Below are 20,667 nucleotides of genomic sequence, written 5' to 3'. Positions count from 1 at the left end.
CATGTGCGCTGCCGCGCCCTCAGGGGCGCGGCAGCGCCATGAACGCGGCCCACTGGTTTCGGCTGACTCGTAGTACGGGGCCGTCGCCTGCGGCTTTGGAGTCCCGTACGTAGACGGCGTCGGGTTCGGCGGCGACCTCGACGCAGTCGCCGCCGTCCGACCCGCTGTAGCTGCTCTTCCGCCACCGCAGCCTGTTCGCGTTCTCGGTTACCTGCTCCACGCTCACGTCTCTCCCACCATCCGCTCGATGAGGCGCGCAGATTCCTCGACGTTCAGCGCCTGCGATCGCAGCTTGCCATAGCGCAATGCGAAGGCGCTGACCTCTGCGGCATCTCCGACGACGCATCCGACGCCTTGGGATTCGAAGTACCCGAGCTGTTGGTGCTCCTCGGACTCCACCACGACGAACGGGCCGTTCTTGCCGGGGTGGAATCCCCGTCGGGCGGGCATGATCTGCACCTCCACGTTGCGCGAAGCACCCACCTCCAGCAAGTGCCGGCACTGGCCGCGCATGGTCCCGGCGTCACCCACCGGATCGCACAGCGCCTCCTCGCTGATGATGAAGGACAACTGCGCAGGCGGCACCCGGATCATCAGCCTCTGCCGGGCCAGGCGCGCGTCTGTGCGCTGGTCGATGACCTCGTCGCTCAACGGCGGACAGTGCCCGGCGAAAACGGCCCGCGCATACTCCTCCGTCTGCAACAATCCCGGCACCAGCAGCGGGTCGTACGAGAAGCGGCTCACCACCTCCGCCTCGATCGATGCGAAGTTGCGGAAGAAGCGCGGTAGTTTTCCCCGGTCCACCTCGTCCTGGAGGGCTTCGAGCGAACCCCGCGCCTCCAGGGCTCGATCCGCCGCCGTCGTGAACACGGCCTTCGCCGGGCGACGCCCCTGTTCGACCGAGGCGACCTGTTCGAGCGAGTAACCGATGATCTCCCCGAGTTCCTGCTGCCGCAGTCCGGCACGCTTGCGCAGGTGCCGCAGCAGCGCACCGTACGCCGCCCACGCGCCCGGCAGGTCACTCTCCTCCCGCGCCTTCACCGCGCGGCCCTTCTGCGTGTCCCGCATCGCCCTCACGCCCTTCCGTTGTGACGGGGCATGGTTCAACGCAGGGCGCTCGGCAGCGGACACGGGGCCGCACCCGTACAAGCGCATGTGTCACGGCCGTACGGGAGCCACCGGTACGGGCGTCGTACCTGGTCGGCGTCGAGCGCGGCCGCTCACTCTGGTGCCGTGAAACGACAGGCCACCACCTCCGCCCTCGCCGCCCCGGCCGCCGAGTTCAGGCTGCTGCTCAGCAGTACCCGACGCGGCGCCCGGCTGGCCCGTACGCTCGCCGTGCAGCAACTGAACGACTGGTGCGACGTGCCGCACGGCTCCGAGACCGCGCATGCGGTGGCCGTCGTCACGGCCGAGCTGGCGTCCAACGCCGTCACCCATGGGAGCATTCCGGGGCGGAATTTCCGTCTGACGCTGCGTCTGCTGCCCCACGCGTTCCGCGTAGAGGTGGCCGACACCCGCCCTGATGCGACACCGCCCCGGACGGCGTCCCCGCCCTCGTCCGCCGACGCCACGTCAGGCCGCGGGCTGATCCTTGTCGCGGCGTACGCGGACCGCTGGGGCTGCACCGTTCATGACGCGTATGCCAAGACCGTCTGGGCCGAGATGCCGCTCCGCCCGTCTAGCCGGACCACGGCATCCCGTACTTCTCCGCCATCGCCCGCGCCTCCTCCTGCGTGAGGACTCGCGCGGGCAGTTCGCCGAGGGTGAGGAGGAGGGCTGATGTCTCCTCCAGTTCGACCGCCGCCGCGATGGCCGCCTCCAGGGACGGGCCCGCGGTCACCGGGCCGTGGTTCTGGAGGAGCGCGGCGCGGAAGGGGAACGGCAACTCCTCCAGGTCCGCCGCCTGTTGCGCGTCGCCGGGCGGGGCGTAGGGGAGGAGTGGGGTCTGGCCCACGCGCATCACGAAGTACGGGGTGAGTGGGGGGAGCGCGCTGTGGGGGGACCAGGCGGGGCGGCAGGACTGGGCGGCGGCGTGGCGGGAGTGGAGGTGGATCACCGCGCGGGTCGCCGGGTCGCGCCGGTAGAACGCGGTGTGCAGGGGGAACTCCTTGGACGGGCGGGGGCCGTCCAGGTGGGTGCCGTCGAGGGCGAGGACGGTGAGGGCGTCGGCGTCTATCGCCGCCAGGTCCGCGCCCGTCGGGGTGATCAGGATGCGGTCGTCCTCGCGGATGCTGAGGTTCCCGGAGGAGCCGGGGCTCAGGCCCAGGGAAGCCAGGTGCGCGCCGGCCGCCGCGAGGTCGTGGGGGGTCATGGTGCTCATGCGAGTGCGTCCCAGGCCGTGGTGAAGATGGTCGTGCCGCCGAAGTTGCCGGACTTGAGGGCCAGGTCGACGGCCTCGGTGGCGCCGTCGACGGTGAGGTGCGCGCGGGCCCAGGCGACGCCGGGGGCGATCTGCGCGCCGATGCCCAGCGTGCGGGCGCCGAGCGCGGTGGTCACGGCGCCGGAGGTCTCCCCGCCCGCGACCAGCAGGCGGCGCGCTCCTGCCCGTACCAGCTCCACGGCGCATGAGGCGAGCGCCTGTTCGATCAGCTCGGCCGCGGGGAGTGCGCCCTCGGGCGTGTCGTGCTCCAGGTCGTCCAGGGAGCCGACCGCGTAGAGGAGGGGCGGGCGCGTGGGGTCCTCGCGCCAGCGGGCGCGGGCGAAGTCCACCAGGCCCGCGACCGTCGCCGCCGGGTCCGCCCGGAGCGCCGCCAGGTCCAGCTTGCGGTGCGGCAGGTGTGCGCGGCCGTGGGCGACCTGGGCGCGGGTCGCCGCCGACGCGCTGCCCGCCAGGACCGCGCCGAAGTCGCCGGGGCGGGAGGCCGCCGCGGCCCGCGCGGTGCCCTCGTGCGGGCCGGTCAGGCCGAGGGCGAGCCCGGCCGCACCGGTCACCAGGCGCATCGACGAGGTCGCGGCGGAGATCGTGCGCAGGTCCTCGTCCTCGGTGGCGTCCACGACGGTGAGCGCGCCGGTGTGCTCCGGTGCGGCCAGGGCCTCGCGCAACGCCTCGACACCCGCGCGCACCGTGTCCAGGCCGATCGTCCGCACCGGGCGCCGGGTCTGCGGTTCCAGGAGGCGTACGAGGTGGGAGTCGCGCATCGGCGTCAGCGGGTGGTCGCGCATCGGGGACTCGGCGAGCAGTTCGTCGTGGACGAAGAGGCGCGCCTTGTAGACCGTGCGGCCGGTGGCCGGAAATGAGGGGACGACGACCGTCGCGTTCTCGCCGAGCGCGTCCAGGAGGGCGTCCGTGACCGGGCCGATGTTGCCCCGGGGCGTCGAGTCGAACGTGGAGCAGTACTTGAAGTAGAAGCTCCGGCAGTCGACGTCGGCCAGGGCGCGCAGCGCGGCCAGGGACGTCTCGACGGCCTCCTCGACCGGCGCGGTGCGGGACTTCAGCGCGACGACCACGGCGTCGGCCTCGCCCACCTCCCGCGCGGCGGGCCCGTCGCCCGTCAGGCCCTCCGCGCCGACGGCCACCACCGTGCGGAAGCCGCGCGCGACGAGCGCCGTGGCGAGATCGGTGGCACCGGTGAAGTCGTCGGCGATGGCTCCGAGCAGCGGCATCGGACCTCCCTTGAGTCGTTTGACGGTCGTCGTCCAGCACGGGCGGCGTGTGAAGTTATGTTAACAAGCTTTACTCCAATGAGAACGCCTGATACATGTTGTTAATCGGCGGAGTGTTTCCAGCCAGTCACACGCTTCCATCACCGCACTCCAGCCTTCGCGCTCAACGAGGAGAGCCCATGAACCTGCACCATCTGTTCGCCAGCGCCGACGCCGGGCCGGTGCGCTACGCACTGTCCGGCGCCGGCGGCGGCTTCGCCCGGACTCTTCTCGCCCAGACGCTCCGCATCCCGGCGCTCCGCCCGGCCGTGCTGTGCGACCGGGACCTGCCGGGGCTGCGCGCGATGCTCGGTGAGCTCGGCTACGAGGACGCCCAGGTGAGAGAGTGCGCGGACGCCGCCGAGGTCGAGCGCGCCGTACGCGACGGGCACCTCGTGCTCGTGGCCGACGGCGCGCTGCTCACCGCCGCGGACTGGGACATCCTCGTCGAGGCGACCGGCAGCCCCGTGCACGGTTACGCCATGGCGAAGGAGGCGCTCCTCGCCGGGCGCCACGTGGCCATGGTCAGCAAGGAGGTCGACTCCGTCGCCGGGCTGCACCTCGCCGAGCTCGCGGAGCGGTCCGGGCTCGTCTACACGACCGCCGACGGCGACCAGCCCGCCAACCTCATCGGCCTGGTGACCTGGGCCGAACTGCTCGGCCTCGACATCGTCGCGATCGGCAAGTCCAGCGAGTACGACCTCGTGCTCGACCCGGAGAACGGGACCGTCACCCAGCTCGACACCACCGTCGAGGCGCCGGGGCTGAGCGAGCTGCTCGACCTCGGGGACGACGTCGCCGAAACCCTCGCGGCACGCGCGCGTACCGTCTCCGCGCTGCCCGTCGGCGCGACCGCCGACTACTGCGAGATGGCCGTCGTCGCCACCAACACCGGCTTCAAGCCCGACACCGAGCGCCTCCACTACCCGGTGGCCCGCATCGCCGAGCTGGCCGACATCTACCGGCCGCGCGAGGACGGCGGTGTCCTGCACAGGCCCGGCGCCGTCGACGTGTTCAGCGCGCTGCGCCTGCCCGGCGAGGCGTCGTTCGCGGGCGGCGTCTTCGTCGTCGTCCGCACCGGTGACCCGGAGACCTGGGAGACGCTGCGCGGCAAGGGCCACGTCGTCAGCCGCGACGGGAAGTACGCCGCGATCTACCTCCCGTACCACCTGATGGGCGTCGAGACGCCGGTCTCGCTGCTCTCCGCCGTACGGCAGAACCGCCCCTCCGGCGGCACCGACCCGCGCGGCCACGCGGTCCTCGCCGGGCGGGCCCGCCACGACCTGCCCGCCGGGACCGTCCTCGACATGGGCGGCCACCACCACGACGTGACCGGTGTGCAAGCCGTCCTGCTGCGCGACGAGGACGCGCCGGGCGACATCGCGCCGCTCTACCTCGCCGCGCATACGACCCTGGCCCGCCCGGTGGCGGCCGGGGAGCTCATCCGGCTCGGCGACCTCGCCGACGCCGACGCCGACCTCGCCCAGGCGTGGGCGGCCGGCCGCGCGGCCCGTCCGGTGGTGACCAAGTGAGCACCGACGTCCAGCATCTGCTCCTCGGCGCGGGGGCCGTCGTCGTCCTCGTCGTACTGATCACCAAGTTCAAGCTCCACCCGTTCCTCGCCCTGACGCTCTCCGCGCTCGGCCTCGGACTCGCCGCCGGCATCGCGCCGGGCGCCACCGTGGAGCACTTCCAGGACGGCTTCGGGGACGCCCTCTCCAGCAGCGGCCCGACCATCGGCCTCGGCACGCTCCTGGGCGGCATCCTGCTCGGCTCGGGCGGCGCGGACCGCATCGCGACCGTGTTCATCGGCTCCCGGCCCGTCGTCTGGATCCCGACCGCGATCACCGCGGCGGCGCTCCTCATCGGCATGCCGCACCTGTTCGACGTCAGCTTCGTCATGCTCGTGCCGCTGGTGTACGCCGTCGCCAAGCGCACCGGCACCCACCTGCTCTACGTCGGCCTGCCGATGGCCGCGGGCCTGTACGTCTCGCACGGCCTGCTGCCCCCGCACCCCTCGCCGACGCTCGCCGTCTCCGCCTACGACGCCAACACCGGCCTGACGATCCTGTACGGGCTGCTCATCGGCATCCCGCTGGCCATCGTCACCGGGCCGCTGCTCACCAAGGTCGCCTCGCGGTGGTTCGGCCCCGCGCCCGACCTGGACCGCGGACCCGTGCCGCAGGCCGACCCGGCGCCGGACAACCAGCGCCGCCCGGTGTCCTTCGCGCTCGCGCTCATCACCGTGCTGCTGCCGCCCGTCCTCATGCTCATCGGCACGCTCGGCACGTCCAACACCGCCAAGGGCACGCTGCCGTACTACTTCTTCGAGGCATGCGACTCCTCGGTCCTGTCCCTGCTCGCGGCGGTCGTCTTCGCCTTCTTCGCGCTGGGTGTCCGCTCCGGGTTCGGCCTCGGCCAGCTCCAGAAGATGGCGGGCAAGGGGCTCGGCCCCGTCGGCGCGATCGTGCTGATCCTCGGCGCGGGCGGCGGCCTCAAGGCCATGCTGACCGCGACCGGCATAGACAAGATCATCAGCGATTACGCGGTCGACTGGTCGGTGCCGCCGCTGCTCCTGGCCTGGGTCGTCGCCGCGCTCCTGCGGATCTGCCTCGGCTCCGCCACCGTCGCCACCGCCGCGGCCACCGGCATCGTCGCCCCGCTGCTCACCGCCTACCCGGGTGTCTCGCCCGAGCTGATGGTGCTCGCCACCGCGTCCGGCGCCGTGATGCTCTCGCACGTGAACGACTCCGGGTTCTGGCTGTTCAAGGAGTACTTCCAGCTGTCCGTCTCCCAGACGTTCCGCACCTGGACGCTGATGCTGTCCCTGCAGTCACTGCTCAGCCTCGGCGGAGTCCTGCTGCTCAGCACGTTCGTGGGCGGCTGAGCCCGGCCGGGGACGCGGGGCCGGAAAAGAAGATCATCGGCTACCGTCGCGTACGCGAGAGACGTCGCACCTGAAGAACACGAAAGAGAGGAGAGCGGCGATGACCGCTCAGGAGCCGTTGCCGCTCATCCCCGACCAGCGGCGCGAGCAACTCCTGCGGCACCTGCGCAGGGAGGGGGTGCTGAGCGTCCAGCAGATCACCCAGCTCTTCGGCGTCTCCCACATGACCGTCCGCCGCGACATCGCCGAACTGGAGCGGCAGGGCCTCGTCTTCTCCGTCCCCGGCGGCGTCCGGATCGCCAGTCATGTCAGCAGCGAGCCGAGCTTCCAGGACAAGTCCCTGGTCGACAAGGACGAGAAGGAGGCCATGGCGGCGCGGGCCGCCGAGCGCGTCCAGGAGGGCATGACCGTCTACCTCGACGCGGGCACCACCCTGCTCGCCATGGTCCCGGCGCTCGCCCGTCTGGACTCCCTGACGGTGGTGACCAACGACTTCACCACCGTCGACCGGCTGATGGCCGCCCCGCACCTGGAGCTGGTGCACATCGGCGGCCAGGTCGACGTCGACAACCGCTCCAGCGTGGGCCGGCTCGCCGCCGCCACCCTGCGCCAGCTCGCCCTCGACATCGCTTTCATCAGCACCAGCTCCTGGGACCTGCTGCGCGGGGTCACCACCCCCTCGGAGCCCAAGGTCGAGGTCAAGCAGGTGGCGATGGAGGCGGCGGCCTCGTCGGTCCTCGTCGCGGGATCGGCGAAGTTCGGCACGTTCGGCAAGTACCGGGTCGCGCCGCTGTCGGCGTTCGACACGGTGATCACGGACGCGTCGCTGACCGAGGCCGCCGCGGAGGGGGTCCGGGCGGGCGGGGCCGAGCTGTGCGTGGCGCGTCCGTGACCGGCGTGCGGTCCTAGCTCCTAGCAGCTGCCGTCCGACACCGCGAGGCCCTTGCCCGCGCCCGCCGTCCGGCTGACGATCGACGGGACGCAGCTCGCCTTGTCGAGCGTGTAGGAGTACGGGACCGACACGGTGGTCGTGGACTGCATACCTGGGCCGGCCGGGTAGTTCTCGTCCCCGGCCGCGGACCAGGTCACGTTGTCCAGGACGTTGCCGCTGGTCTGCCAGTAGCCCCTCTCGTCGGTGTAGAAGGTGCCGAGGACGTCCTTGGAGTTCTTGAAGTAGTTGTTCTCCACCTTGGCCTTGGCGCCGGCCCGCGAGTTGATGCCGGACTCGTTCAGGCTCGTGTACGCGTTGTTGTAGATGTGGGCCGTGCCGCCGCGCAGCAAGGGCGCGCGCGAGTCCAGGTTCTCGTACAGGTTGTGGTGGAACGTGACGTTGCCGTTGGACAGGTCGCTCTCGCTGGAGCCGATCAGGCCGCCGCGGCCCGAGTTGCGCAGCGTGCTGTAGGACAGCGTCACGTACTGGGTGTTGTTCTTCATGTCGAAGAGGCCGTCGAAGCCCTCGGACTCGCCGCCGGACGCCAGCAGGGACACGTGGTCCACCCAGACGTTGCGGACGTCCTTCTCCATGCCGATGGCGTCGCCGCCGTTGGAGGTGGGGGAGCCGGACTTCTTGACGTTCCTGACCGTCACGTTCTGGATGATGATGTTGCTCGACTCCCTGATGTGGATGCCGAGTTGATCGAAGACGGCGCCGCCGCCGACGCCGACGATCGTGACGTTCTTGATCTGCTTCAGCTCGATCACCCCGGCGGCGGTGTTGCAGCTGTCGCCGGAGACCTTGGCGGTGTTGCCGTGGTTGATCGTGCCCTCGACCTGGATCGTGATCGGGGTGTCGTCGGCGGCGCGGCCGCACAGTGCCTGGTGGATCTGGGTGCCCGTGGTGGCCTTGACGGTGGCGCCGCCCGCGCCGCCGGTCGTGCCGCCGTTCTGGGTCGCGTACCCGGTGGCGCCGGCCGCCGCGGCGGACGCCTCCGGCATCGACAGGGCCACTCCGGCGCCCGCGGCGAGGGCCGCGGCGGTCAGTGTCGCGGAAAGCCGCAGCGCTAGGGGGCGCGCGGTGGTGGGTCGGCTCATCCTGGTCTCCCGCATCGTCTCGTCCCGTCCCGGCGGGTGCCGGTCCAGCCCCTAGTGGTCGCGAGGGGGCGATGGGTTGCCGGGTCGGCGGCGGACGGTTCGACCTGTCGGACGGCTGCTCCGGCCCGTCGGACGGTTGCCTCGGTCTGTCGGACGGCTACGCGGTGACCTTCGCGACGAACGTCGCCACGTTCGCCATCGTCCGCTCCACCTTCTCCTCGACCGTCAGCGTCTCGTGCAGCCGCGAGCCCATCCCCGCGTCCTTCTTGCCGCGCACGTACAGCGAACAGGCGAGGTCGCTGCAGATGTACGCGCCCACCGAGTTGCCCTGCTTCCCGGCCTTGCCCGCCTTGGGCGCGACCATCAGCGTGACGCCGCCGGTGTGCGTGGTGACGCACATCGAGCACATGCTGCGCCGCGTCAGCGACGCCCCGGTGTGCGAGGCGCGCAGCGCGACCCCCTGGAGGCGGCCGTCGAGCTCGGCGACGAGGTAGGCGCGGTCGGGGGCCTGCGGGTCCCGCCAGCCGAAGTAGTCCAGGTCGTCCCAGGGGCGGTCGGCCAGATCGCGCGGGATGTTCATCCGCGTCGCCTCGCCCTTGGTGGTGTTCACGAATGCGGAACGGATCTCCCGTTCGGTCAGTGGCTTCATAACAGCGAGGCTAATTTGCCTAAAGGTTTTAGGCAAACGCATAATGCGTATGGGCCGTCGGAGAGGACATACGGGCATGGTGCGAGTGGGACTGAACGCGGAGCGGCTGGCGCAGGCCGGTGCCGAGCTGGCCGACGAGGTGGGGTTCGAGCACGTCACCGTCTCGGCGCTGGCCCGGCGGTTCGACGTCAAGGTCGCGAGCCTGTACTCGCATGTGAAGAATTCACACGACCTCAAGGTCCGGATCGCGATGATCGCCCTGGCGGAGATGGCCGACCGCGCCGCCGACGCGCTCGCCGGACGCGCGGGCAAGGACGCGCTGAGCGCCCTGGGCGACGTCTACCGGGACTACGCCCGTGAACACCCCGGCCGCTACGCCGCATCCCAGTTCCGCCTCGACCCCGAATCGGCCGCGGCGAGCGCGGGGCCGAGGCACTCCCGGATGACCCGTGCGCTGCTGCGCGGCTACGACCTGGACGAGCCCGACCAGACCCACGCCGTCCGCCTCGTCGGCAGCGTCTTCCACGGCTACGTGAGCCTGGAGATGGCCGGCAGCTTCAGCCACAGCGCGCCGGACTCGGACGTGACGTGGCGGCGGACGCTGGACGCGCTGGACGCGCTGTTGCGGAACTGGCCGCAGCAAGGGCCTGCGCAGAGCCCCGAGCACGGAAAGAAGGCATGAGGTCTTGAGTACCGAAAACCCCTGGGTCACCACCCCGCTCACCGCCGATCTCCTCCACGGCGCCCTCGACATCGAGCGCACCGAGCGCGGGATGCTCCCGCACCGGCTGCCCGCCTGGGCCCGCGCCCAGAACACCGACGGCCAGCTCGCCATGGTCGAGGCCCAGCCGTCGGGCGTACGGCTCGCCTTCCGTACCCGCGCGACCGTCATCGAGCTGGACACCCTGCCGGCCAAGCGCACCTACGCGGGTCTGCCCGGCAGGCCCGACGGGATCTACGACCTCCTGGTCGACGGGCGGCTCGCGCGGCAGGGCAGCGTCTCCGGCGGCGACACCCTCACCATCGACATGGCCACCGGCGGCTTCGAGCGCACCCCGGGCGCCCCCGGCACCCTGCGCTTCGAGGACCTCCCCGACGCCATGAAGGACGTCGAGATCTGGCTCCCGCACGACGAGACCACCGAACTCCTCGCCCTGCGCTCGGACGCCCCCGTGGAGCCCGCCGAGGACCGGGGCCGCCCTGTGTGGCTGCACCACGGCAGCTCCATCAGCCACGGCTCCAACGCCGCGAGCCCCACGACGATCTGGCCCGCCCTGGCCGCGGCGCGCGCCGACGCCCATCTGGTCAACCTCGGCTTCGGCGGCAGCGCCATGCTGGACCCCTTCACCGCACGCACCATCCGCGACACCCCCGCCGACCTGATCAGCGTCAAGGTCGGGATCAACATCGTCAACTACGACGGTATGCGGCTGCGTGTCTTCGGCCCGGCGGTGCACGGCTTCCTCGACACCATCAGGGAGGGCCACCCGACGACGCCGCTGCTCGTCGTCTCGCCGATCCTGTGCCCGATCCACGAGGACACCCCCGGCCCGGCCGCCCCCGACATGGAGACGCTCGCCGACAGCGGTCGGCTCAGGTTCCGCGCCATGGGCGACCCCGCCGAACGCGCCCAGGGCAAGCTCACCCTGAACATCGTCCGCGCGGAGCTGGCCCGCATCGTCGAGCAGCGCGCCGCCGACGACCCGCACCTGCACTACCTCGACGGCCGCGAACTGTACGGCGAGGACGACCACGCCGAGCTGCCGCTGCCCGACGACATCCACCCCGACGCGGCCGCCCACCGCCGCATGGGGGAGCGGTTCGCGGAGCTGGCGTTCGGCGCGGGCGGACCCTTCGGGAAGGCCGCTGAGCGGGCGGGTTAGCATATGAGCGCCGCCTAGCTCGAAAGAGACGCACGTGACTGTCAATGACGACTCGTTCACCAATTGGAAGCACCGCGAGGAGACCGCGGAGTCGATGATCCCGATCATCGGGAAGCTGCACAGGGAGCGGGACGTGAACGTCCTGCTGCACAGCCGCTCCTTGGTGAACAAGTCGGTGGTCAGCATCCTCAAGACCCACCGGTTCGCCCGGCAGATAGCCGGCGCCGAACTCTCGGTCACCGACACGATGCCGTTCCTGCGCGCCCTGTCCACGCTCGACCTGGGCCCCTCGCAGATCGACATCGGCATGCTCGCGACGACGTACCGAAGCGACGAACGCGGGCTCTCCGTCGAGGAGTTCACCGCCGAGGCCGTCGCGGGAGCCGTCGGCGCGGCCAAGATCGAGCGCGGCGCCGGACGCGACGTCGTCCTCTACGGCTTCGGCCGCATCGGCCGCCTCGTCGCCCGCCTCCTCATCGAGAAGGCGGGCTCGGGCAACGGCCTGCGCCTGCGCGCCATCGTCGTGCGCGGCGGCGGCGACCGGGCCGCCGAGGACATCGTGAAGCGCGCCTCGCTGTTGCGCCGCGACTCCATCCACGGCCAGTTCCAGGGCACGATCACCGTTGACGAGGCGAACCGCACGATCAACGCCAACGGCAATGTCATCAAGGTGATCCACGCCAACGACCCGTCGGAGATCGACTACACCGCGTACGGCATCCGCGACGCGATCCTCATCGACAACACCGGCAAGTGGCGCGACCGAGAGGGCCTCTCGCAGCACCTGCGCCCCGGTATCGACAAGGTCGTCCTGACCGCCCCCGGCAAGGGCGACGTGCCCAACATCGTGCACGGCGTCAACCACGACACGATCAAGCCGGACGAGCAGATCCTGTCCTGCGCCTCCTGCACCACCAACGCCATCGTGCCGCCGCTGAAGGCGATGGCCGACGAGTACGGGGTGGAGCGCGGCCACGTCGAGACGGTCCACTCGTTCACCAACGACCAGAACCTGCTCGACAACTACCACAAGGCCGACCGCCGGGGCCGCTCCGCGCCGCTCAACATGGTCATCACCGAGACCGGCGCCGCCTCCGCCGTCGCCAAGGCGCTGCCCGACCTCAAGGCGCCGATCACCGGCAGCTCGATCCGTGTGCCCGTGCCGGACGTCTCGATCGCCATCCTCAGCCTGCGCCTGGGCCGCGAGGCCACCCGCGAGGAGGTCCTCGACTACCTCCGCCAGGTCTCGCTGACCTCCCCGCTCAAGCGGCAGATCGACTTCATCAGCGCGCCCGACGCCGTCTCCAGCGACTTCATCGGCTCCCGCCACGCCTCGATCGTCGACGCGGGCGCGACCAAGGTCGACGGCGACAACGCGATCCTCTACCTCTGGTACGACAACGAGTTCGGCTACTCGTGCCAGGTGATCCGCGTCGTCCAGCACGTCTCGGGCGTGGAGTACCCGACCTTCCCGGTGCCCGTCCCGGTGGCCTGAACCGCACGGTGCACCACCGTGCGCGCCGCCCCCGCCGAACGCGGGGGCGGCGCGCTCTTGACGCGAAGATCATCCACGGCGCAGGATGAGTCCATGTTCACCTACCGCGCCCACGCTTTCGGAACGGCCACCGCGCCGGACCGATGTGGTTGCGCGCGCAGCGGCTTGTAGCGGACCGCCGGTCCCTCGTCGCTTCTTCCCCGTACGTCCCGCGGGTCTCTCTGTCTCGTTCCAGTAGGTCGCGCGCGTACGGCTCACCTGCGCGTTCCCACCTTTGGTGCGGGATCGCGTTCACCGCGCGCCCATCGGAGAGTGCCCATGTCCGTGACGGATATTTCCCCCGAAACCCCTGCCCTCGCCCAGTTGCGCCCCGCCCGCATCCCCGCCGACGGCCTCTATGAGGGCCGGCGCGTCCTGCGCCGTACCCCCGACGGGTGGCACGAGCGCCCGTACGAGCGGTTCGAGGTCGTCCCGCAGGCGGCCACCATCGGCGCCGAGATCCGCGGCCTCGACCTCTCCCGGCCGCTCACCGACGCCGTGCGCGAAGACCTGAACCGGGCGCTGCTCGAATGGAAGGTGCTGTTCTTCCGCGGCCAGCACCTCAGCAGCGACCACCAGCGCCGATTCGCGCTCCATTGGGGCGAGTTGGAGACCAACCCGCTCCTCGAACGCGGTGACAGCGACGACGTCGTACGGTTCGACAAGGGTGCCGCGGACACGCCGTCGTTCGAGAACGTGTGGCACACCGACGTCACCTTCCGCGAACGCCCCGCGATGGGCGCCGTGCTGCAGCTGCGCGAGGTCCCGCCGTCCGGCGGCGACACCATGTGGGCCGACATGGCCGCCGCCTACGACAACCTCCCCGACGACGTGCGGACCCGCATCGAAGGAGCCGTCGCCGAGCACGACTTCCTGCCCGGCTTCCGCCGCTTCTACGGGCCCGAGCGCCTCGCCCGCTGGCAGGACGCGTTCCCGCCCGTGCTCCACCCGGTCGTCCGCCGCCACCCCGAGACCGGCCGGCGCATGCTCTTCGTCAACACCTCCTTCACCACCCGGATCGTCGGCCTCGAACGCGCCGAGAGCGACCGGCTGCTGCGGCTCCTCTTCCAGCAGGCGCACGTGCCGGAGTTCCAGGTCCGGTTCAGGTGGCAGGCGGGCGACATCGCGTTCTGGGACAACCGGGCCACGCAGCACTACGCGGTCGCGGACTACGGCGACGCGCGCCGGGTCGCCGAGCGCGTCGCCATCGCGGGGGACCGGCCCTACTGACGCAGCCTGGGGAACAGGGGCGGAAATATCCCTCGCACCGGCGAGGACCCTTCCGGCCGGGCGGCCGATACTGGCCCCGCCCGCAAGGGTCCCGCCACGCGTCGCGAGGAGCCGTCCCATGCGTCTGCCGCGCACCACCTCCCCGTACCTGACCTCGCCGTACGTCGTCGACGGCGCCCTCGCCGCCCTCGTCCTGTTCGCCGTGTCGCTGCAGTTCCTCTTCCCCGACCGGGACGGCGACCCGCTGTCCTGGCAGGGGTTCCTGCTCGGCGCGGGCACCGCCGTGCCGCTGGTGTGGCGGCGCCGGGCGCCGATGACCTGCGCGTACGCCGTCGCACTCTGCACTACGGCGATGGCGCTGTACCACGCGCCGCCGCCCGACGTCGTGTACGGCGGTCTTGTCGCCCTCTACACCGTCGCCGCCTACTCCCGCAGCGGGCCGCGCCGCTTCATGCTCAGTGGCTGGGTGGTGTTCGGCTCGACGACGATGGCGATGAAAGAGCACGCCGAACCGTTCGAGTACGCCTTCCACCTGCTGAGCTTCCTCAGCGCGTACGGGTTCGGCATCCTCGCCCGGTTGCAGCGCGCCCACACCGCCACCCTGGAGGAGCACGCCCGCACCCTGGAGCGCGAGCGGGAGATCGACCGGGCCCGCGCCGCCGCCAGCGAACGCGCCCGGATCGCCCGCGACATGCACGACGTCCTCGCGCACGCCGTCAGCCTCATGGTCGTGCAGGCCGAGGCGGGGCCGGTCGTGGTGCGCAGCCGCCCCGAGCGCGCGGAGGCCGCCTTCGACGCGATCGCGGGCGCGGGGCGCGACGCCATGGTGCAACTCCGGCGCATTCTCGGGGTGTTGCGGGACCCGGCGGATCTCGGTGACTCCGGCGCCCGCGCCCCGCAGCCCGGACTCGACGATCTGCCCGAGCTGATCCGCCGCGTCGGCACGACCACCGACCTGTGCGTCACCCTGCGCACCACCGGCCACCCGCGCCCCCTCGGCCCCGACACGCAGACGGCCGCGTACCGCATCGTCCAGGAGGCCCTGACCAACACGGTCAAGCACGCGTACGCTGCCCGCGCGGACGTACAACTCGACTGGACGGAGCGGGAGTTGACGATCACCGTGACGGACGACGGGACCGGGCCCGGACCGCGCGCGAACGGCACCGGGCACGGCCAGGGACTCATCGGCATCCGGGAACGCGCCACGGCCTGCGGCGGCACCGCCCACGGCGGCCCCGGGCCCCGGGGCGGCTTCCGCGTGCGCGCCCGGCTGCCCGCCGCCCGGCACCGTCTGGCCGCACCGTGAGCGCCGCACCGTGAGCATCCGCGTCGTCGTCGCCGACGACCAGGAACTCGTCCGCAGCGGCTTCACCATGATCCTGGAGGCGCAGCCCGACATCGAGGTCGTCGCCGAGGCGGGCGACGGCGACCAAGCCGTCACCGAAGTCCTGCGCCACGCCCCCGACGTGGCGCTTCTCGACATCCGCATGCCCCGCACCGACGGCCTGGAGGCGGCCCGCCGCGTGTGCGCGCAGTCCAGCTGCCGCGTCGTCATGCTGACGACCTTCGACCTCGACGAGTACGTGTACGAGGCCCTGTACGCCGGCGCCTCCGGGTTCCTCCTCAAGGACGTCCGCCGCGACGACCTCGTGCACGCGGTCCGGGTCGTCGCCGCGGGCGACTCGCTGCTCGCCCCGTCCGTGACCCGCCGCCTCGTCGCCGACATCATCCGCCGCAGGCACCGCACCACCACGCCGCCGAGCCTCGCCGCCCTCACCGCCCGCGAGACGGAGACGCTGCGCCACCTCGCGCGCGGCCTCACCAACGCAGAGATCGCCCGGACCCTCCACGTCAGCGAGCACACCGTCAAGACGCACGTCAGCAATGTGCTGAGCAAGCTGGGCCTGCGCGACCGGGTGCAGGCGGTGATCCGCGCCTACGAGTCCGGGCTCGTGACGCCGGCCGCCGACTGACCCCGTACACCCGTACAGGCGGCCCGTACAGGCGACCCGTCAGGCGTACGGGGGCGCCGGCCGGCCTCCCGCCCACGGGCGAGCCGGGCCCTGGCACCTCACTCGCGCGGGCGAGCCCGGCAACCGCTCGCCCCGGCGATCCGCCGACCCCCTCCGGGACGCCACGCTGACCGGGTCCATCCGGCCCATCGGACCTCCGAGGAGGCGCCGTGCTCAGCGCACTCGCCCGGACGGCGACCCGCCGCCCCCGTACCGTGATCCTCATCTGGCTGGCCCTGATCGCGCTCGGTCTCGGGCTCGGCGCCGGTGTGTTCGGCCGGCTCTCGGACGCCGTCCCCGACGTGCCCGGCACCGAGTCCGACCGCACCGAGGCGCTGCTTGAACGCATCGACCCGCGCGGTGAATCGCTGACCGCCGTCGTCGAGGCGCCCCGCGTCACCGACCCGGCCGTACGCGCGACGGTCGACAGCGCCGTCGCCGATCTGCGCCGCGTCCCCGGCGTCGCCGACGTGCCCGACCCCTACGCCGAGCGCGGCCTCGCCGCCGAGGACGGCCGGGCGCTGATCGTCCCCGTCACCCTGAAGGGCGGGCTCGACGACGACGCGGAGGACGCCGCCGTGGACGCGGCCGCCGACCGCGTCAAGGAGATCGACGGCCCGGAGGCGCACATCAGCGGCGGCCCGCTGCTCGGCAAACAGCTCGGCGAACGCGCCCAGGAAGACGTCCAGCGCGCCGAACTGCTCTCCCTGCCCGTAGTGCTCGGACTGCTGCTCCTCGTCTTCGGCGGGCTGCGCGCGGCCGGGCTTCCGCTGCTCGTGGCGGTGAGCGGCGTGGCCGGCGCGTTCCTCGCCCTGTTCGGCTTCAGCCAAGTCACCGAGATCTCCGTCTACGTGGTCCAGGTGACGACGATGCTCGGGCTCGGCCTCGCCGTGGACTACGCCCTGCTGATGGTGGTCCGCTTCCGTGAGGAGCGCCGCGCCGGCGGCGATGTCGCCGAGGCCGTGCACCGCACCGTCGACCGCGCGGGCCGCACCATCCTCTTCTCCGGGCTCACCGTCGCCGTCAGCCTCAGCGGGCTGCTCGTCTTCCCGAGCCCGTTCCTGCGCAGCATGGGTCTGGCCGTCGCCGCCGTCGTGGTCGTCGACATGCTCGCCGCGCTGACCCTGCTGCCCGCGCTCCTGGCGCTCTTCGGCAAGCGCATCGCCCCGCCGAAGCCGCGCGCCGCCGGCGAGGAGGGCCGGGTCTTCGCGCGGATCGCCCGGTTCGCGGGCCGCCGCCCCGTCGCCGTCCTCACACTGAGCGTGCTGGCGCTGCTCGCCCTGGCCCTGCCCGCAACGAACCTGCGCATCGACATCGGGGACGCCCGCCAGCTGCCCGCGTCGACCGAGGCGCGGCAGGTGTACGACGCGGTGCACGCGCACTATCCGGCGGGCGTGGGCGTGGACCCGGTGACAGTCGTGGTGCGGCCCGGCGCGGACGCGGCGTTCGAGCGGCGGGTGGCAAAGCTGCCGGGCGTGGCGTCGGCGCGGGCGCGGACGGTGAGCGACGGCACGCGCGTGCTGCGGGTCGAACCCGCGGGGTCCGTCGACGGCGCCACCGCTACCCGGCTGGTCGCGGACGTACGGGAGCTGCGGGGCTCCGAGCCGGTCGTCGTCGCCGGGACGGCCGCGCGGCTCGTCGACTTCCGGCAGATGCTCGCCGACCGCACGGCCTGGGCGGCGCTCACCGTCCTCGCGGGGATCCTGGTCCTCCTGTTCGCGTTCACCGGCTCGGTGCTCATTCCCGTGCGTACGGTCCTCACGACCCTGCTCAGTCTGGGCGCGGCGCTCGGCGTCGTCGTCCTGGTCTTCCAGGACGGGCATCTGGTCTCCTGGCTGGGCGGGGAGGGGCTCGGCGCACTGAGCCTGACCGCGCCGCCGCTGATCATCGCGATCGCGTTCGGGCTCGCCATGGACTACGAGCTGTTCATCCTCGCCCGGATGCGGGAGACGTGGCTCGCGACCGGCGACCCGACCGAGGCCGTGGTGTCGGGCCTGCGCCGCTCGGGCCGCGTCGTCACCTGCGCGGCGCTGCTCCTCGCCGTCGTCTTCGGCGCCTTCATGACCGGCGGCTTCGCCCCGATCCTGGAGATCGGCCTGGGCCTCACCCTGGCGGTCCTCATCGACGCGAGCATCGTGCGCCTGCTGCTCGTACCGGCGTCGATGGCGCTCCTCGGCCGCCGGGCGTGGTGGTCCCCGAGCGGCTTGCGGCGGCTGCATGAACGGTTCGGGGTGCGGGAGGAGGCCGAGGAAGGTCAGCGGACGCGGGCCGGGGTGTGAGAGCGGGCGCCGGCCACGCTGGGCGGCCCTCTGGGGCCCCGCCCGCGTGGCCGGCGCCCGTGGGCCGTTCTCAGCCCACCGCCGCGATCGACCGCCCCGCCCACTCCGGTGCCGGTTCCGTCAGTTCCGTGAAGCGGTCGCGGATCGGGTCCGGGAACGGGGTCGCCCGGCCCGCATGCTGGTCGACGTGGAGCGCGAGCAGTTCCGTCGTCGCCACCGGGGCCGCGTCCGGGTCCGGCTCGGCGGACGCGGCGTCGACCACGTACATCTCGTGCGTGAAGCGCGCCTTCTTCGCGGCGGCGCCCAACACCCGCGTGCGCAGGGCGAGATGGGCGCCCTCGGGCACGTCGCGGAGGAAGCGGATGTGGGACTCGACCGTGTAGAGGGAGCAGCCGGTCGACTCGCGGTAGGCGGAGTGCAGGCCCGTCTCGATCATCAGAGCGTCCGTGGCGTGGCCGAAGGCGAGGACGTAGAATGCCTCGCTCATGTGACCGTTGTAGTCGATCCACTCGGGGCGGACGGTGCGGTGGAGCAGAGGAATCACCGGGGCTCCCCCTTCCCGCCGTCCAGGCGGCCCGTCGCGCGCAGGACGTCGATGACGCCCTGGTCGCGTTCGGCCACGAGATCGGCGATGGTGCGCCCGTCCGCCGCGTCGTCGCACCCGGCGACCACCGCGTCGTAGAGCGCGCGGTCGAGTTCGGGTGCGTCGAGGCGGGTCCAGGGCGCCTTCAGGGACGGACCGAAGTGGTCCAGCATGTGCGCCATCCCGCCCTCACCGCCCGCGAGGGCGAACGTGAGCATCGGGCCCATCACGGCCCAGCGCAGCCCGGGACCCTCGGTGATCGACGCGTCGATGTCCCGCACCGTCGCCTCACCGTTGGCGACCATGTGCAACGCCTCGCGCCACAGCGCCTCTTGGAGCCGGTTCGCGATGAAGCCGGGCACCTCGCGGTCCATGGTGATCACCGACTTGCCCGCCACCTCGTAGAAGCGCGACGCCCACGCGACCGCCGCCGCGTCGGTGCCCTCGCCGCCGACGACCTCGACCAGCGGGATCAGGTAGGGCGGGTTGAACGGGTGCCCGACGACAAGGCGGGACGGGTCCGCGGCCGTCGTCTGCATGTCCGTCATCGGGTAGCCCGACGTGGAGGAGGCGATGACGACGCCGGGCGGGGCCGCCGCGTCCAGGCGGGCGAGCAGGTCCCGCTTGAGGTCCAGCTTCTCGGGCGCGCTCTCCTGCACGAACTGCGCGTCGGAGACAGCCAGTTCGAGTGTGGGCGCCACCGTGAGGCGGTCGCGGGAGGCGCCCTCCGCGAGGCCGAGCTGCGTCAGCGCGGGCCAGGCCGCGTCGACAAGGCGGCGCAGCCTCGGCTCCGCGTCGGGCGCCGGGTCCCACGCCGTGACGTCGTAGCCGCGGGCCAGGAAGTGGGCGACCCAGCCGCCGCCGATCACACCGGCACCGACGCAGGCGACGCGGCGCACCTCTTCAGGGTTGGTCGGGAGGGCCATCAGCGGTTCTCCTTCCGGGCATGCCGGGCCTGCCGGGCCTTGAGGCCGAGCAGTTCGCGCGCCTCGTCCGGCGTCGCGACGCGCGTGCCGAGCGACTCGGTGATCGTCACGGCCCGCTCGACGAGCTGCGCGTTGGTCACCTTGTTGCCCTTGCCGAGGTAGAGGTTGTCCTCCAGGCCCACGCGGACGTGGCCGCCGAGCAGGATCGACTGCGCCACCCACGGCATCTGCATCCGCCCGAGCGCGAAACTCGCCCAACGGGCGCCGTCCGGCAGCATGTTCACCATCGACTGCAGCACCCCGGGGTCGGCGGGGGCGCCCCACGGGATGCCCATGCACAGCTGGAACACGGTCGGGTCGTCGAGCAGCCCCTCGGCGAGCAACTGCTTGGCGAACCACAGCTGACCCGTGTCGAAGATCTCCAGTTCGGGCCGGACCCCCAGCTCCTGGATGCGGCGGGCGCCGGTGCGGAGCATGTCCGGCGTGGAGACGTAGAGGTTCGAGCCGTCGCCGAAGTTCAGGGAGCCGCAGTCGAGCGTGCAGATGTCGGGGAGCAGGTCCTCGACGTGCGGGAGCCGCTCCAGGCCGCCGACCAGATCGGTGCCGGGGAGGTGGGTCAGCGGGTCGTCGGGGTCGATGACCAGGTCGCCGCCCATGCCCGCGGTGAGGTTGATGACGACGTCGGTGCCGGTCTCCTTGATCCGTTCGACCACCTCGCGGTACAGCTTCGGGTCACGGGACGGAGCCCCGGTCTCCGGGTCGCGTACGTGGATGTGGACGACGGCGGCGCCGGCCTCCGCGGCCTGCACCGCGTTCCGGGTTATCTCCTCCGGGGTCACCGGGACGTGGGGGCTTTTGCGGACCGTGTCGCCCGCGCCGGTCAGGGCGCAGGTGATGATGACGTTCTCGGTGATGGGCATGTGGGGGCCTCCCATGTGGCCTTCTCGCCGTAGGGCTGTTGTGTGTGTTCGTGGGTGCGGGTCGTGTGTGGTCGCTCGCGCCGTT

General features: G+C 72.0%; 19 protein-coding genes and 1 pseudogene. 11 read left to right on the top strand and 9 right to left on the bottom strand.

Annotation, left to right across the window (positions count from 1 at the left end):
- Positions 1–19: 19 nt before the first annotated feature.
- Positions 20–226 (bottom strand): DUF397 domain-containing protein, encoded by a 207-nt coding sequence (locus N5I75_RS14965; protein ID WP_476677709.1) that lies wholly within the window; start codon positions 224–226, stop codon positions 20–22.
- The gene (locus tag N5I75_RS14960) at positions 223–1,068 is read right to left on the bottom strand and encodes a helix-turn-helix domain-containing protein (RefSeq protein WP_476677707.1); all 846 of its coding nucleotides are present in this window, start codon (positions 1,066–1,068) and stop codon (positions 223–225) included. Before N5I75_RS14960 ends, N5I75_RS14965 begins: the two co-directional genes overlap by 4 nt.
- A 165-nt stretch (positions 1,069–1,233) precedes the next feature.
- Between N5I75_RS14960 and N5I75_RS14955 the strand changes: the two genes are divergently transcribed.
- On the top strand, positions 1,234–1,740 hold the full coding sequence (locus N5I75_RS14955; protein WP_476677705.1) for an ATP-binding protein: 507 nt from the start codon (positions 1,234–1,236) through the stop codon (positions 1,738–1,740).
- Here the strand turns inward: N5I75_RS14955 and N5I75_RS14950 are convergent.
- A complete protein-coding gene (locus N5I75_RS14950) occupies positions 1,682–2,314 on the bottom strand; it encodes a class II aldolase/adducin family protein (protein WP_476677917.1) in 633 nt (210 codons plus the stop codon). The genes N5I75_RS14955 and N5I75_RS14950 overlap by 59 nt on opposite strands.
- Positions 2,315–2,319: 5 nt before the next feature.
- Positions 2,320–3,606, bottom strand: a complete 1,287-nt coding sequence (otnK, locus tag N5I75_RS14945; protein WP_476677703.1) for a 3-oxo-tetronate kinase — start codon at positions 3,604–3,606, stop codon at positions 2,320–2,322.
- Between the two features lie 179 nt (positions 3,607–3,785).
- Between otnK and N5I75_RS14940 the strand changes: the two genes are divergently transcribed.
- From N5I75_RS14940 to N5I75_RS14930, 3 genes are all read left to right on the top strand, one after another.
- Entirely contained in the window at positions 3,786–5,177 is a 1,392-nt protein-coding gene (locus N5I75_RS14940; RefSeq protein WP_476677701.1) for a homoserine dehydrogenase, read from the top strand.
- Positions 5,174–6,532 carry a GntT/GntP/DsdX family permease gene (locus N5I75_RS14935; protein ID WP_476677700.1) on the top strand — a complete coding sequence of 453 codons (1,359 nt, stop codon included), beginning with the start codon at positions 5,174–5,176 and terminating at the stop codon, positions 6,530–6,532. Before N5I75_RS14940 ends, N5I75_RS14935 begins: the two co-directional genes overlap by 4 nt.
- Positions 6,533–6,632: 100 nt before the next feature.
- Complete coding sequence (locus N5I75_RS14930) at positions 6,633–7,424, top strand: DeoR/GlpR family DNA-binding transcription regulator (protein WP_476677698.1); 792 nt, start codon at positions 6,633–6,635, stop codon at positions 7,422–7,424.
- Positions 7,425–7,447: 23 nt separating this feature from the next.
- Here N5I75_RS14930 and N5I75_RS14925 read toward each other — a convergent pair.
- A pseudogene (locus N5I75_RS14925) lies at positions 7,448–8,563 on the bottom strand (pectate lyase family protein); the annotation flags it as partial.
- Positions 8,564–8,720: 157 nt separating this feature from the next.
- Positions 8,721–9,212 carry an FBP domain-containing protein gene (locus N5I75_RS14920; protein WP_476677696.1) on the bottom strand — a complete coding sequence of 164 codons (492 nt, stop codon included), beginning with the start codon at positions 9,210–9,212 and terminating at the stop codon, positions 8,721–8,723.
- Between the two features lie 76 nt (positions 9,213–9,288).
- Here N5I75_RS14920 and N5I75_RS14915 point away from each other — a divergent pair, with 76 nt between their 5' ends.
- The 7 genes from N5I75_RS14915 (at position 9,289) to N5I75_RS14885 (ending at position 18,153) form a co-directional block, all read left to right on the top strand.
- Positions 9,289–9,894 (top strand): TetR/AcrR family transcriptional regulator, encoded by a 606-nt coding sequence (locus N5I75_RS14915; protein WP_476677694.1) that lies wholly within the window; start codon positions 9,289–9,291, stop codon positions 9,892–9,894.
- Positions 9,895–9,898: 4 nt separating this feature from the next.
- Complete coding sequence (locus tag N5I75_RS14910; protein WP_476677692.1) at positions 9,899–11,095, top strand: GDSL-type esterase/lipase family protein; 1,197 nt, start codon at positions 9,899–9,901, stop codon at positions 11,093–11,095.
- Between the two features lie 34 nt (positions 11,096–11,129).
- Positions 11,130–12,590, top strand: a complete 1,461-nt coding sequence (locus N5I75_RS14905) for a glyceraldehyde-3-phosphate dehydrogenase (RefSeq protein ID WP_476677690.1) — start codon at positions 11,130–11,132, stop codon at positions 12,588–12,590.
- Between the two features lie 318 nt (positions 12,591–12,908).
- Positions 12,909–13,859, top strand: a complete 951-nt coding sequence (locus N5I75_RS14900; RefSeq protein WP_476677688.1) for a TauD/TfdA dioxygenase family protein — start codon at positions 12,909–12,911, stop codon at positions 13,857–13,859.
- A 118-nt stretch (positions 13,860–13,977) separates the two neighbouring features.
- On the top strand, positions 13,978–15,168 hold the full coding sequence (locus N5I75_RS14895; RefSeq protein ID WP_476677687.1) for a sensor histidine kinase: 1,191 nt from the start codon (positions 13,978–13,980) through the stop codon (positions 15,166–15,168).
- A gap of 10 nt (positions 15,169–15,178) precedes the next feature.
- Positions 15,179–15,835: a response regulator gene (locus N5I75_RS14890; RefSeq protein WP_476677685.1), complete on the top strand. Its 657-nt coding sequence runs from the start codon at positions 15,179–15,181 to the stop codon at positions 15,833–15,835.
- A gap of 209 nt (positions 15,836–16,044) precedes the next feature.
- Positions 16,045–18,153 (top strand): MMPL family transporter, encoded by a 2,109-nt coding sequence (locus tag N5I75_RS14885; protein ID WP_476677683.1) that lies wholly within the window; start codon positions 16,045–16,047, stop codon positions 18,151–18,153.
- Between the two features lie 70 nt (positions 18,154–18,223).
- Here N5I75_RS14885 and N5I75_RS14880 read toward each other — a convergent pair whose 3' ends face one another.
- From N5I75_RS14880 to N5I75_RS14870, 3 genes are read right to left on the bottom strand one after another with little or no spacing between them, the layout of a single operon-like run.
- Complete coding sequence (locus tag N5I75_RS14880; RefSeq protein WP_476677681.1) at positions 18,224–18,697, bottom strand: thioesterase family protein; 474 nt, start codon at positions 18,695–18,697, stop codon at positions 18,224–18,226.
- Positions 18,694–19,662 carry a 3-hydroxyacyl-CoA dehydrogenase NAD-binding domain-containing protein gene (locus N5I75_RS14875; protein ID WP_476677680.1) on the bottom strand — a complete coding sequence of 323 codons (969 nt, stop codon included), beginning with the start codon at positions 19,660–19,662 and terminating at the stop codon, positions 18,694–18,696. The genes N5I75_RS14880 and N5I75_RS14875 overlap by 4 nt, the downstream gene beginning before the upstream one ends.
- On the bottom strand, positions 19,662–20,582 hold the full coding sequence (locus N5I75_RS14870; RefSeq protein ID WP_476677678.1) for a beta-keto acid cleavage family enzyme: 921 nt from the start codon (positions 20,580–20,582) through the stop codon (positions 19,662–19,664). The genes N5I75_RS14875 and N5I75_RS14870 overlap by 1 nt, the downstream gene beginning before the upstream one ends.
- Between the last annotated feature and the right edge of the window lie 85 nt (positions 20,583–20,667).

The organism is Streptomyces sp. R818 (assembly GCF_056172735.1).
Note: the sequence above shows the minus strand (reverse complement) of the source record. Positions and strands in the feature narration are given on the sequence as shown.

Coding starts and splice junctions, on each gene's coding strand:
- N5I75_RS14960 (WP_476677707.1), bottom strand. CDS start 1,068: ATGCGGGACACGCAGAAGGGCCGCGCGGTGAAGGCGCGGGAGGAGAGT.
- N5I75_RS14950 (WP_476677917.1), bottom strand. CDS start 2,314: ATGACCCCCCACGACCTCGCGGCGGCCGGCGCGCACCTGGCTTCCCTG.
- otnK (WP_476677703.1), bottom strand. CDS start 3,606: ATGCCGCTGCTCGGAGCCATCGCCGACGACTTCACCGGTGCCACCGAT.
- N5I75_RS14940 (WP_476677701.1), top strand. CDS start 3,786: ATGAACCTGCACCATCTGTTCGCCAGCGCCGACGCCGGGCCGGTGCGC.
- N5I75_RS14930 (WP_476677698.1), top strand. CDS start 6,633: ATGACCGCTCAGGAGCCGTTGCCGCTCATCCCCGACCAGCGGCGCGAG.
- N5I75_RS14920 (WP_476677696.1), bottom strand. CDS start 9,212: ATGAAGCCACTGACCGAACGGGAGATCCGTTCCGCATTCGTGAACACC.
- N5I75_RS14915 (WP_476677694.1), top strand. CDS start 9,289: ATGGTGCGAGTGGGACTGAACGCGGAGCGGCTGGCGCAGGCCGGTGCC.
- N5I75_RS14900 (WP_476677688.1), top strand. CDS start 12,909: ATGTCCGTGACGGATATTTCCCCCGAAACCCCTGCCCTCGCCCAGTTG.
- N5I75_RS14895 (WP_476677687.1), top strand. CDS start 13,978: ATGCGTCTGCCGCGCACCACCTCCCCGTACCTGACCTCGCCGTACGTC.
- N5I75_RS14875 (WP_476677680.1), bottom strand. CDS start 19,662: ATGGCCCTCCCGACCAACCCTGAAGAGGTGCGCCGCGTCGCCTGCGTC.
- N5I75_RS14870 (WP_476677678.1), bottom strand. CDS start 20,582: ATGCCCATCACCGAGAACGTCATCATCACCTGCGCCCTGACCGGCGCG.